A 13,070-nucleotide genomic window follows, 5' to 3' on the forward strand; every position below is an offset into this window, starting at 1 on the left:
CTGGAGGACCGCCGATGCCCGGCCTGCCCCCGCTCGTCGAGCCCGCCGACGAGCTCACCGTCGACGAGGTCCGGCGCTACTCGCGCCACCTGATCATCCCGGACGTCGGCATGGCCGGTCAGAAGCGCCTGAAGAACGCCAAGGTGCTGGTCATCGGCGCCGGCGGCCTCGGCTCCCCGGCGCTGCTCTACCTCGCCGCCGCCGGCGTGGGCACCCTGGGCGTCGTCGAGTTCGACGAGGTGGACGAGTCCAACCTGCAGCGCCAGGTCATCCACGGCCAGAGCGACGTCGGGCGCAGCAAGGCGCAGTCCGCCCGCGACTCCATCCGCGAGGTCAACCCGCTCGTCGAGGTCGTGCTCCACGAGGAGCGGCTCGACACGACGAACGTCATGCGCATCTTCGAGCCGTACGACCTCATCGTCGACGGCACCGACAACTTCGCCACGCGCTACCTGGTCAACGACGCGGCCGTGCTCATGGGCAAGCCGTACGTCTGGGGCTCCATCTACCGCTTCGACGGGCAGGCCTCGGTGTTCTGGGCCGAGCACGGCCCCTGCTACCGCTGCCTCTACCCCGAGCCCCCGCCGCCCGGCATGGTCCCCTCGTGCGCCGAGGGCGGCGTGCTGGGCGTGCTCTGCGCCTCGATCGGCTCCATCCAGGTCAACGAGGCCATCAAGCTGCTCACCGGCATCGGCGAGCCGCTCGTCGGCAGGCTCATGGTGTACGACGCGCTCGAGATGGAGTACCGCAAGGTCAAGGTCCGCAAGGACCCGGAGTGCGCCATCTGCGGCAAGAACCCGACGGTCACCGGGCTCATCGACTACGAGGCGTTCTGCGGCGCGATCAGCGACGAGGCCGCCGACGCGGCCGCGGGCTCCACGATCTCCGTGCGCGACCTCGAGGGCATGCTGCGCGAGCGCGAGGCCGGCGAGCGCGACTTCGTCCTCGTCGACGTGCGCGAGCAGAACGAGTACGAGATCAACCGCATCCCGGGCTCGGTGCTCATCCCGAAGGGCGACTTCCTCAACGGCACCGCCCTCGGGCAGCTGCCGCAGGACAAGCCGGTCGTGCTGCACTGCAAGTCGGGCCAGCGCTCGGCCGAGGTGCTCGCGATCGTCAAGGGCGCCGGGTTCTCCGACGCCGTGCACGTCGGCGGCGGGGTGGTGGCCTGGGTGAACCAGGTCGACCCGTCCCAGCCGTCGTACTGAGGCCGCCGCCCGCACCCGCCGGACCGCACGCCGTGGCGCCCCGTCCCCGCACGCCGGGGGCCGGGGCGCCCGCGTCCCCGGGGCCGGCGTACGAGGAGCGGGTCCTGCGCCTCGTCGAGGCGGTGCCGCCCGGACGGGTGCTGCCGTACGGCGCCTTGGCCGCCCTGCTCGGCGAGGGCGGGCCGCGGCAGGTGGGCCGGGTGCTCGCCGGCGCGGGCGGCGGCGTCCCGTGGTGGCGGGTGCTCCGGGCCGACGGCTCGCACGCGCCGCCGCTGGCCGCGCGCGCCCTGCCCCTGCTGCGGGCGGAGGGGACGCCGCTGCGGCCCGACGGCCTGCGCGTCGACGTGGCGCGGGCGCTCTGGCGCCCCGGCCCGGGCGAGGTCGCGGCCGCGCTCGGCGACCTCGCCGCCCCGGGCGACCCGCCCGACGGGTGACCCGCGCCGCCCGGCCGGGGGCGCCCGGCCGGGGGCGCCCGGCCGGAGCTGTCGGACCGGCCTGGTGCAATGCCCTCGTGCAGCAGGTCGCCCACGACGCCGCCCCGGCCTACCGCCTCGTCCGGCGCGAGGGCGCCGCCGCGGGCCCCCCGGACCTCGACGACGCCCAGCGGGCGGTCGTCGGGCACGAGCGCGGCCCGCTGCTCGTCCTCGCCGGGCCGGGCACGGGCAAGACGACGACGCTCGTCGAGGCGGTCGTGGCGCGCATCGAGTCCGGCGTGGACCCCGAGCGCGTGCTGGTCCTGACCTTCGGGCGCAAGGCGGCCGGCGAGCTGCGCGAGCGGGTCACCGCGCGCCTGGCCCGCACGCTGCGCCAGCCGCTCGCGCGCACCTTCCACTCCTACGCCTTCGGCGTCCTGCGCCGCGAGGCCGCGCGCGACGGCGACCCGCCGCCGCGGCTGCTGTCCGGTCCCGAGCAGGACCTCGTGGTACGCGAGCTGCTGCGCGGCGAGCTCGCCGGCGAGGCCGACAGCCGCTGGCCGGCGGGCCTGCGCGCGGCGCTGACGACCCGCGGCTTCGCGCAGGAGCTGCGCGACCTGCTCCTGCGCTGCACCGAGCGCGGCGTGCTCCCCGAGGACCTCGACGCGCTGGGCGCGCGGCTGGACCGCGACGACTGGCGCGCCGCGGCGCGCTTCGCCCACCGCTACGCCGAGGTGTCGGCGCTCGCGGGGGAGGGGGCGTACGACCCCTCGGGGCTCGTGCGCGCGGTGGTGGACCGGCTCGCCGACCCGCACGACGACCTCGCCGAGCGCGAGCGGGCGGCGTACGACTGGGTCTTCGTGGACGAGTACCAGGACACCGACCCGGCGCAGGAGGCGCTGCTGCGGCACCTGGTGCCGCCGGGCGGCGACCTCGTCGTGGTGGGCGACCCCGACCAGTCCATCTACGGCTTCCGCGGCGCCGACGTGCGCTGCATCCGCCGCTTCCCCGAGGTCTTCCCGACGCGCTCGGGCGCCCCGGCGCCCGTGGTGCGCCTCGTCACCTGCCGGCGCAGCGCCCCCGCCGTGACGACGGCCGCCACCGCGGTGGCCGAGGGGCTGCGCGGCCCGCGGCGGGGGGCGGCGCTCGTCCCCGTCCCCGGCCGGGCGCCGGGCGCGGTGGACGTGCTCGTGACGGGCTCGCGCAGCGCCGAGGCGGCGCTCGTCGCGGGGGCGCTGCGCCGCGCCCACGTCGTCGACGGGGTGCCGTGGTCGCGGATGGCGGTGCTGCTGCGCTCGACCCGGGGGCGCCTGCCGGTGCTGCGCCGCGCGATGCTCGCCGCCGGGGTCCCCGTCGGCGTCGCCGCCGAGGAGCTGCCGCTGGGCGACCAGCCGGGCCTGCGCCCGCTGCTCGACGTCCTCGCCGTCGGGGTGCGCCTCGCCGCGGCGCCCGCCGGCGCACCGGCGCCGACCGGCGCGGCCGCCACCGCGGTGCTCGACGAGGAGGTCGGGCTCGCCCTGCTCACCGGGCCGCTGGGGCGCCTGGACGCGCTGGGGCTGCGCCGCCTGCGCCGGGAGCTGCGCCGCGCCGCCTTCGCCGCGGGCGAGGACCGGCCCGCCGCCGAGCTGCTCGCCGAGGCCTTGCTGCACCCCGCCGCGCTCGCGGTCCAGCTCGCGGACCTGCCCGAGCCCGTGCGCCGGCCCGCCGAGCGCGTCGCGGCCCTCCTCGCGACCGCCGCGGCCGCGGCGCGCGAGCCCGCCGCCACCGCGGAGTCGGTGCTGTGGGCGGTCTGGGAGGCGTCCGGCCTGGGGGCGCGCTGGCAGGCCGCCAGCCTGCACGGCGGGGCCCGCGGCGCGGCGGCCGACCGCGACCTCGACGCGGTGATGGCGCTCTTCGACGCGGCCGCGCGCTTCGTCGACCGCCTGCCCGGGGCCGCCGCGGGGGCCTTCCTCGAGCACCTGCGGGGCCAGGAGATCCCGGGCGACACGCTGGCGGCGCGGGCCCCCGAGGGCGAGGTGGTCCGCGTCCTGAGCGCCCACGCCGCCAAGGGGCTGGAGTGGGACCTCGTCGTCGTGGCCGGGGTGCAGGAGGGGGTGTGGCCCGACCTGCGCGTGCGCGGGAGCCTGCTCGGCACCGACGACGTCGTCGAGGCGGCGGACGCGGGCGAGCGCGTGCCCGGCTCGCGGCTGCCCGGCCTGCTCGACGAGGAGCGCCGGCTGCTCTACGTGGCGGTCACCCGCGCCCGCGAGCGCCTCGTGCTCACGGCCGTGTCCGACCCGGAGGAGGGCGAGGTGCCCTCGCGCTTCGTCGACGACGTGGTGCTCGGCGAGGACGACGCGGCCGTCGTGGTCCCCGGCGGGCCGGGCGCACCCGGAGCCGGCGAGGGGGCCACGCTCGGGGCGCTGCGCCGCAGCCTGCCCCTGCCGGCGCTGGTGCCGCGGCTGCGCGAGCTCGGGGTCGACCCGGCCCAGCCGCTCGCGACCCGCCGCCGCGCCCGGGCGCTGCTCGGGCAGCTGCGCCAGGTCACCCGCAGCCTCGACCTGCCGAGCCTCGTCGCGGAGCTGCGCTCGGCGGTGCTCGACGAGGCCCTGCCCGGGGCGGTGCGCGACGGCGCCGCGGCGCAGCTGGCGCGCCTCGCGGCGGCCGGGGTGCCCGGCGCCGACCCGGCCGGCTGGTGGGCCGCGCTCCCGCTGTCGGACGAGGCCCCCCTGCGCGGCGCCGACGAGGTCGTCGAGGTCTCGCCCTCGCGGGTCGAGGCGTTCGTGCGCTGCGAGCTGCGCTGGCTGCTGGAGTCGGTCGGCGGCCAGGGGCCGGAGGCGGCGAGCCAGGCCGTCGGCAGCCTCGTGCACGACGTCGCCGCCGTCGTCGGCGCCGGCGGCGGACCGGTGACCCGCGAGGCCCTGCTCGCCGAGCTGGAGCGCCGCTGGCCGTCCCTCGACCTCGGGAGCCCCTGGTACTCCGCGCAGCAGCGGGGCCGGGCCGAGGCCATGGTCGACCGGCTGCTCGCCTGGTGGTCGGCGAACGGACGGGAGCTCGTGGCCGTCGAGCGCGCCTTCGCGGTCGACCTGCCGCTGGAGGGCGGCGGCGCCGCCCGGGTGACCGGCCGGGTCGACCGGCTCGAGCGCGACGCGCAGGGCCGCGCGCACGTGGTCGACCTCAAGACCGGCTCGTCCAAGCCCCGGGCCGACGAGGTCGGCGAGCACCCGCAGCTGGGGGCGTACCAGCTCGCCGCCGACCGCGGCGCCTTCGCCGAGGAGGGCCTGCACGGCGCGGGCGGGGCGAGCCTGGTGCAGCTGGGCGCTGCCGGCGGCAAGCGCGGCGCGGTGCAGGAGCAGCGCCCGCTCGACGAGGCGGAGGCGCCGGACTGGGCGGGGCGCCTCGTCGCGCGCGTCGCGACGGGCATGGGCGGCGCCGCCTTCACCGCCCGCGAGAACGAGCTCTGCGAGCGCTGCCCGGTGCGCACCAGCTGCCCGCTGCAGGAGGACGGGAGGCAGGTGGTCGCGCCGTGAGCACCGGCACGGGGCGCGGCACGCGCGCCCACCGGCGCGGGCGCGGGCCCGACCGCTCCCAGGGCTCGCTCTTCGCCCTCGACGAGGTCGGCACGGCGCTGCCCGCGCCCCGCTTCTCGGCGGTCGAGCTCTCGCGCCGGCTCGGGCAGGCCCACCCGCCCACCCCGGAGCAGGCGCGGTGCATCGAGCACCTCGACGGCGACGGTCGCCTCGCCCCGCACCTCGTCGTCGCCGGCGCCGGCTCGGGCAAGACCGAGACGATGGCCGCGCGGGTGGTCTGGCTCGTCGCCAACCGGCTGGTGCGCCCCGAGCGGGTCCTCGGGCTGACCTTCACCAGCAAGGCCGCGGGGGAGCTCGCCGAGCGGGTGCGCCGCCGCCTGCGCGACCTCGCGCGCAGCGGCGTCCTGCCGCCGGACGACGAGGGCGAGGACTGGCTCCTCGGCGAGCCCGCCGTGTCGACCTACCACGCCTACGCCGCGCGGCTCTTCTCCGAGCACGCCCTGCGCATCGGGCGCGAGCCCTCGTCGCGGCTGCTGGGCGAGGCCGTCGCCTGGCAGTTCGCCGGCAGGGTGGTCGACGCGCACGACGGCGCCATGGACGCCGTCGACTGGGCCCCGGCCACCGTGGTGGCCGCCGTGCGCGGGCTGGCCGGGGACCTGGCCGAGCACCTCGTTGAGCCCGCCGAGGTGAGCGCCTTCGCCCGGGACCTCGAGGAGCGCGTCCTGGCGCTGCCGCCGGGCGAGGGGTTCCGCGGCAAGGGCGCGGTCTACGCCGACACGCAGGGGCTGCTCGACCTGCTGCGCCGGCGCACCCAGCTGCTGCCGCTCGTCGAGGCCTTCGCCGCGCGCAAGCGCGCCGCCGACGCCCTCGACCACGGCGACCAGGTGGCGCTCGCGGCGCGGATCGCCCGCGAGCACCCGGAGGTCGGGCGCCAGGAGCGCGCGCGCTACGACGTGGTGCTGCTCGACGAGTACCAGGACACGGGCACCGCGCAGCGGGTCCTGCTCACCTCGCTCTTCGGCGAGGGGCACCCCGTGACGGCGGTCGGCGACCCGTGCCAGTCGATCTACGGCTGGCGCGGCGCGAGCGCGGGCGCCCTGCGCCGCTTCGGCACCGACTTCCCCCACCGCAGCGGCGCGCCGAGCGAGCAGCTCGACCTCACGACGAGCTTCCGCAACGGCGGGCGCATCCTCGCGGTGGCGAACCGGCTCTCGGCGCCGCTGCGGGCGCAGGGCGTCCCGGTGCGCGACCTGCGCCCCGGTCCCCGGGGCGAGGCGTCCGGCGAGGTCGTGCACGCCTGCTTCGCCGACGCGCAGGAGGAGGCCCGGTGGGTCGCGGCGACCGTCCGCGACCTCGTCGCCCCGGCGGAGGGGCCGGCCCGCTACGCGCCGGCGCAGGTCGCGGTCCTGGCGCGGGCGCGTTCGCAGTTCGACCGCCTCGAGCAGGCGCTGCGCGCGCAGGGCCTGCCCGTCGAGGTGTCCGGCCTCGGGGGGCTGCTGTCCACGCCCGAGGTCGGTGACGTCGTCGCCACCCTCGCCGCGCTGAGCGACCCGGGCGCCGGGCCGGCGGTCCTGCGCCTGCTCACCGGGGCCCGCTGGCGCCTCGGGCCGCGCGACCTCGACGCGCTCGCCCGCCGCGCCCGCCGGCTCGCGCGCCCGCTGCCGCCCGCCGTCGCCCCCGGCGCGGGCGCGACGGGCGCGGCAGCGCCCGCCGCCGCCCCCGGTGACGCCGACGTCGAGCGGCTCAGCCTCGTCGAGGCCCTCGACGACCCGGGCCCGGCCGGCGACTACTCCGCGGCGGGCTGGGAGCGCCTCTCCGGGCTGCGCCGCGAGCTGCGGTCGCTGCGGGCGCGGGCGGACCAGTCGCTGCCGGACCTCGTCGCGGACGTCGTGCGCACCACGGGCCTCGACGTGGAGGTCGCGGCGCGCCCCGCCGGCGACCCGGCCGGTGCCCGCGCGCACCTCGACCGGTTCCTCGACGTCGCCGCGGAGTTCGCGGAGACCGAGGAGGACCCCTCGGTCAGCGCCTTCCTCGCCTACCTCGAGGCGGCCGCCGAGCACGAGCGCGGGCTCGACCTCGGCCGCGTGGGCCCCGCGGGCGACGCGGTGCAGCTCCTGACGATGCACGGGGCCAAGGGCCTCGAGTGGCCCGTGGTCGTCGTGCCGGGGATGACCCGCAAGGTGTTCCCGTCGACGCCCCGCGAGAGCCCGGACTGGTGCCGCAACGCCAAGCTGCTGCCGTTCCCGCTGCGCGGCGACCGCGACGACCTGCCCGCGCTGGCCCTGCAGCGCGCCGAGGACCAGCGCGACGTCCGCGACGCGCTCGCCGCGCACAAGGACGCCTGCGCCGAGCGGCACCTGCTGGAGGAGCGCCGCCTGGCCTACGTGGCCGCCACGCGGGCCGAGGACCTGCTGGTCTGCACCGGCTACGGCTGGGACCACACGTCGACCTGGCGCGGGCCGTCGGACTTCCTGCTCGAGGTCCGCGCGGCGTGCGAGGAGCTCGGGGTCGGCACCGACGCGGGGTGGGCCGAGCCGCCGGAGGACCCGAGGGCCAACCCGCTCGACGCGGGGCCGCGCGAGGCGTCCTGGCCCCTCGACCCGCTCGACCCCGGCGCGCGGGCCCGGCTCGACGCCGCGGCGGCCCGGGTCCGCGCGGCGATGGCGGCGGGCGGCGCAGGGGCGCCCGGGGGCTCCGCAGCGCTCGTCGGCGCCGCCGGGGCCGTGACGGGCGCCGGCGCGGAGCAGGTCGCGGAGTGGACGCAGGAGGTCGACGACCTGCTGGCCGAGCGCGCCCGGCTCCAGGCGCACCGCGGGGTCGTCGACGTCGACCTGCCGGCGCACCTCTCGGTCTCGCAGCTCGTCGCCCTGCGCCGCGACCCGGACGCCCTGGCGCGCTGGCTGCGCCGCCCGGTGCCGCTGGCGCCGGCGCCGCTGGCCCGCCGCGGCACCGCGTTTCACGCCTGGGTGGAGCAGCGCTTCGGCGGGGCCCGCCTGCTCGACGTCGACGAGCTGCCCGGCGCCGCGGACGAGGGCGCGGCGCCCGACGCCGACCTCGAGGAGCTCAAGGAGCGCTTCCTGCGCGGGCCGTGGGCCGAGCGGCGCCCGGTGCCGGGCGGGGTGGAGGTCCCGTTCGAGATGCTCGTGGGCGGCGTGCTCGTGCGCGGGCGGATGGACGCGGTCTTCGGCGGCGAGGACGAGGACGGCCCGCGCTGGGACGTCGTGGACTGGAAGACGGGCAGCCCCCCGAGCGGCGAGGAGGCCCGGGCGGCGGCGGTGCAGCTGGCGGCGTACCGGCTCGCCTGGCACCGCCTGAGCGGAGCGCCCCTGCACCGCGTCACCGCGGCCTTCCACTACGTCCGCTCCGGGCGCACCGTGCGCCCCGCCGACCTGCTCGACGCGGACGGGCTCGAGGCGCTCCTGCGCGGGGTGCCGACGGCGCGGGACTGAGCCGGCCGGCGCTGCCCTGCTACCGCTCGGTGGCCGGGGCGCCCCCGTGCACGCCCGCGGCCTCCTCGACGAGGTGCAGGTCCACGGTGAGCGCGCAGTGGTCCGAGACGTCGAGGCGCTGCGCGCCCACCCGCCAGGAGGCGCCCGCCGGCAGGCCGTCGGCGAGCACGTGGTCGAACTGCACCCGCGGCCGGTACGACGGGTAGGTCGGGACCCGTCCGAGCTGCTCCCAGCCGATGAGCAGTCGCGGCAGCGCCCCCGGCAGGTTGAAGTCGCCGAGCAGGACGCGCGGCGCGGGGAAGGTCCGCGCCCAGCGCGCGAGCGCGCGCAGCTGGCGCGCGTTGGTGCCCGGCACGAAGGACAGGTGCGCCGTCAGCACGGTGAGCGGCCCGCCGGGGGCGTCGACCACCGCGGCGACGGCGGCGCGCGGCTCGTCGGGGATGCGCATGAGGCGCGGGCGCGGGTCGGCGGGCACGAGCAGCGGCATCGACACCGGCGCCGGGTCGAAGCGGCGCGCGGCCCAGCGCAGCACGGGCAGGCGCGAGACGAGCCCGACCCCGTACGTCGGCCCGTCCGGGATCTCCTCGCCGTGCAGCGCCGCCCAGGACCGCACCGGGCCCGGCGTGCCGGCCAGTGCCGGGACGTAGCGGTGGTGCGGCGCGCCGACCGCCTCGGCGACCGCGCGGACCTGGTCGACCCCGCCCGAGCGCGGCTGGTGCCGGTCGACCTCCTGCAGCCCGACGACGTCCGCGTCGAGCGCCGCCGCGGCGCGCCGCAGCGCGCCCTCGTCGGCCGTGCCGTCGCCGAGGGACACCCCGTGCAGGAGGTTGAAGGTCGCGAGCCGCACGGGGCCCGCGGCCCCGGGCGCCCGGTCTGGTGCAGCCGCCACGGGCCGACGCTAGGGGACGCGCCGGTGCGGCGCGAGCGCGGCGGGCCCGGCGGGCCGGCGGCGCCCCGCGCGCCTAGGGTGGCCCGGTGCACCAGCCCCCGGTCCGGCTCCCGTGACCCTCCCCGGCCTCTTCCTCGCCCGCTCGGGCGTCGACCGCGCCGCCGAGCAGCGCCGCGACGACGCCTGGGTGGCGGCGGCCTGGGCGGAGCCGTCGACCCGGGTGCTCGTCGTGGCCGGCGGCCGGGCGCTCGTGCGGCACGCGGACGGGCGCACGCGCCTCGTGCTCGTCCCCGCGGCCGGGGCGCCCGAGGGGCAGCGGGTGCTGCTCGGGCGGGCCGAGGACGGCACGGCGTACTTCGCCGTCGCCGCCGAGGCGCTGCCGGACCCGGCTGGCGACGGGGACGGCGAGGAGGTGCAGGACGCCGGGCTGCGCGAGCTGGGGGCGGTGCTGGACGACCTGGAGGTCGGCCTGCTCGTCAACGCCGTCGCGCTCGAGCACTGGCACCGCACGCACACGCACTGCCCCCGCTGCGGCGCGCCGACGCAGGTGGAGGCCGCCGGGCACGTGCGGCGCTGCCCGCGCGACGGCTCCCAGCACTTCCCGCGCACCGACCCCGCGGTCATCATGGCGGTCGTCGACGCGGACGACCGGCTGCTGCTGGGCCGCCAGGCGACCTGGCCGGAGGGCCGCTACTCGACCCTCGCCGGCTTCGTCGAGCCGGGGGAGTCGCTCGAGGCGGCGGTGGCGCGGGAGGTCCTCGAGGAGTCCGGCATCGTGGTCGACGACGCGACCTACCTCGGCAGCCAGTCGTGGCCGTTCCCGCAGAGCATCATGCTCGGCTTCCGCGCCCGCGCCGCCTCCACCGCGATCACCACCGACGACGAGGAGATCGTCGACGCGCTGTGGCTGACCCGCGAGGAGCTCGGCGCCCGGGTGGCCGAGGGCTCGCTGCGCCTCCCGCCCGCGGTGTCCATCGCGCGCCGGCTCATCGAGCACTGGTACGGCGCCGAGATCGACGACGGCGGCGGCACCTGGCGCTGAGCGCCGGGACGCGCGGGTCCCGCCCCGCGCCGGTCAGAGCCGGTCGACGGCGGTGACCCGCAGGACGGCCGTACCGGCCTCGTCGGAGGCGTCGAGGTCGACCTCCACGGCGATGCCCCAGTCGTGGTCGCCCGCCGGGTCGTCGAGCACCTGGCGCACCCGCCAGGTGCGGCCCTCCTCGGTGACGAGCAGGAGCGCCGGGCCGCGCGCGTCGGGGCCGGTGCCGACCTCATCGTGCTCGTCGAAGTACGGCGCCAGCGCGTCCCGCCACGCGTCCGCGTCCCAGCCGTCGCGCCCGTCGAGCTCGCCGAGCAGGTCCCAGCGGCGCAGCGCCGCGAGCTCGACCCGGCGGAACAGGGCGTTGCGCACGAGGACGCGGAAGGCGCGGCGGTTCGCGGTGACCGGCGGGGGCCCCTCGTCGAGCACGGCGCTCGTCGTGGGCGCCGGCGCCCCGGGGTCCACGAGCCGCTCCCACTCGTCGAGCAGGCTGGAGTCGGTCTGGCGCACCGTCTCGCCGAGCCACGCGATGAGGTCCTCGACCTCCTCGGTGCGCGCGTCCGCGGGGACCGTCTGGCGCAGCGCCCGGTAGGCGTCGGCGAGGTAGCGCAGCACGAGGCCCTCGGAGCGGGCCAGGCCGTAGAGCCCCACGTACTCGGTGAAGGTCATCGCCCGCTCGTGCATGTCCCTCGCCACCGACTTCGGCGACAGCTCGTGGTCGGCGACCCAGGGGTGCCCGCGGCGGTAGGTCTCGTACGCCTGCTGGAGCAGCTCCTCGAGCGGCTTGGGCCAGGAGACGTCCTCGAGGAGCTCCATGCGCTCCTCGTACTCGATGCCCTCGGCCTTCATCGCCTGGACGGCCTCGCCGCGGGCGGCGTGCGCCTGGGCCCGCAGCACCTGGCGCGGGTCGTCCAGCGTCGCCTCCACGACGGACAGCACGTCGAGGGCGTACGTCGGCGAGGCCTTGTCGAGCAGCGAGACCGCGGCGAGCGCGAAGGGGGACAGCGGCTGGTTGAGGGCGAAGTCGCCCTGCAGGTCCACCGTGAGCCGTACGGTCCGCCCGGTCGCGTCCGGCTCGGGCAGCCGCTCGACCACGCCGGCGGTGAGCAGCGCGCGGTACATCGAGACCGCCCGCCGGATGAGCCGCAGCTGGCGGGGCCGCTCCTCGTGGTTGTCCTCGAGGAGGTGCCGCATCGAGGTGAAGGCGTCGCCGGGGCGGGAGATGACGTCGAGCAGCATCGAGAAGCTGACCCGCATGCGCGACACCAGCGGCTCGGGCTCGGCCGCGACCAGGCGCTCGTACGTCGCCCGGCTCCACGTCACGCTGCCCTCGGGCGGCTTCTTCTTGACGACCTTGCGGCGCTTCTTGGGGTCGTCGCCCGCCTTGGCAAGCGCTCTCTCGTTCTCGATGGCGTGCTCCGGCGCCTGCACGACGACGAGCCCCGACGTGTCGAAGCCGGCCCGCCCGGCGCGACCGGCGATCTGGTGGAACTCGCGGGCCTTGAGCACGCGCTGGCGGACACCGTCGAACTTGGTCAGCCCGGTGAAGAGCACGGTGCGGATCGGCACGTTGATCCCGACGCCGAGCGTGTCGGTGCCGCACACGACCTTGAGCAGGCCGGACTGCGCGAGCACCTCGACGAGCCGCCGGTAGCGGGGGAGCATGCCGGCGTGGTGCACGCCGACGCCGTGCCGGATCAGCCGGGAGAGCGTCTTCCCGAAGCCCGCGCTGAAGCGGAAGCCACCCAGCGCCTCGGCGATCCGCGCCTTCTCCTCCTTGGAGCAGACGTTGGTGCTCATGAGCGCCTGCGCCCGCTCGAGCGCCGCGGCCTGCGTCATGTGCACGACGTAGACCGGCGCGTCGCCGCCCTCGAGCAGCTCCTCGAGCGTCTCGTGCAGCGGCGTCGTGGCGTAGCGGAAGTGCAGCGGGACCGGCCGCTCGCCCGAGCTGACGGTGGTGGTCTGGCGCCCGGTGCGGCGCGCGAGGTCGTCCTCGAACCGCCGGACGTCGCCGAGGGTGGCGGACATGAGGAGGAACTGCGCCCGCGGCAGCTCCAGCAGCGGCACCTGCCACGCCCAGCCGCGCTCGGGGTCGGCGTAGTAGTGGAACTCGTCCATGACGACGAGGCCGACGTCCGCCTCGGCGCCCCGGCGCAGCGCGAGGTTCGCGAGCACCTCGGCGGTCGCGCAGACGATGGGCGCGCCCGGGTTGACGCTCGCGTCGCCGGTGAGCATCCCGACGCGCTCGGCGCCGAAGACCGCGCAGAGGTCGAAGAACTTCTCCGACACGAGCGCCTTGATCGGCGCGGTGTAGACGCTGCGCCGGCCCTGGGCCAGCGCGGCGAACTGCGCGCCGGCCGCGACGAGGCTCTTGCCCGAGCCGGTGGGGGTGCTGAGGACGACGTTCGAGCCCGAGACGAGCTCGATGAGCGCCTCCTCCTGCGCCGGGTACAGCGCGAGGCCCCGCCCCTCCGCCCACCCGGCGAACGCCTCGTAGAGGGCGTCCGGCTGGGGGTCGGAGGGGACGAGGTCCGCGAGCGTCCCGGCGGTCAGCATGCCGGCC

7 protein-coding genes are annotated in these 13,070 nt (G+C 78.1%); 5 read left to right on the forward strand and 2 right to left on the reverse strand.

The genetic code is table 11. The features are described from left to right. Positions 1-14 precede the first annotated feature (14 nt). The 4 genes from moeZ to D5H78_RS03825 all read left to right on the forward strand — a co-directional run bounded on the left by moeZ (position 15) and on the right by D5H78_RS03825 (position 8,579). Positions 15-1,208: an adenylyltransferase/sulfurtransferase MoeZ gene (gene moeZ / locus D5H78_RS03810; RefSeq protein WP_119948996.1), complete on the forward strand. Its 1,194-nt coding sequence runs from the start codon at positions 15-17 to the stop codon at positions 1,206-1,208. Between the two features lie 32 nt (positions 1,209-1,240). Next, a complete protein-coding gene (locus D5H78_RS03815; protein WP_119948997.1) occupies positions 1,241-1,642 on the forward strand; it encodes an MGMT family protein in 402 nt (133 codons plus the stop codon). A gap of 77 nt (positions 1,643-1,719) precedes the next feature. After that, a complete protein-coding gene (locus D5H78_RS03820; protein WP_119948998.1) occupies positions 1,720-5,130 on the forward strand; it encodes an ATP-dependent helicase in 3,411 nt (1,136 codons plus the stop codon). Positions 5,131-5,228: 98 nt separating this feature from the next. Next, positions 5,229-8,579, forward strand: a complete 3,351-nt coding sequence (locus D5H78_RS03825) for an ATP-dependent helicase (RefSeq protein ID WP_425472912.1) — start codon at positions 5,229-5,231, stop codon at positions 8,577-8,579. Between the two features lie 19 nt (positions 8,580-8,598). On the opposite strand, the gene D5H78_RS03830 is transcribed toward D5H78_RS03825, so the two are convergent. Next, complete coding sequence (locus tag D5H78_RS03830; RefSeq protein ID WP_119948999.1) at positions 8,599-9,426, reverse strand: endonuclease/exonuclease/phosphatase family protein; 828 nt, start codon at positions 9,424-9,426, stop codon at positions 8,599-8,601. Positions 9,427-9,580: 154 nt separating this feature from the next. On the opposite strand from D5H78_RS03830, the gene nudC reads away from it, so the two are divergent. After that, a complete protein-coding gene (gene nudC / locus D5H78_RS03835; protein ID WP_119949000.1) occupies positions 9,581-10,510 on the forward strand; it encodes an NAD(+) diphosphatase in 930 nt (309 codons plus the stop codon). A 33-nt stretch (positions 10,511-10,543) separates the two neighbouring features. On the opposite strand, the gene D5H78_RS03840 is transcribed toward nudC, so the two are convergent. After that, positions 10,544-13,063, reverse strand: a complete 2,520-nt coding sequence (locus D5H78_RS03840; protein WP_119949349.1) for a DEAD/DEAH box helicase — start codon at positions 13,061-13,063, stop codon at positions 10,544-10,546. Positions 13,064-13,070: the final 7 nt, after the last annotated feature.

Source organism: Vallicoccus soli, assembly GCF_003594885.1.
Classification (GTDB): Bacteria; Actinomycetota; Actinomycetes; order Motilibacterales; family Motilibacteraceae; genus Vallicoccus; species Vallicoccus soli.

Bases quoted from the DNA above. Each gene is read 5' to 3' on its own strand.
- D5H78_RS03840 (WP_119949349.1), bottom strand. From the start codon at position 13,063: ATGCTGACCGCCGGGACGCTCGCGGACCTCGTCCCCTCCGACCCCCAG.
- moeZ (WP_119948996.1), top strand. From the start codon at position 15: ATGCCCGGCCTGCCCCCGCTCGTCGAGCCCGCCGACGAGCTCACCGTC.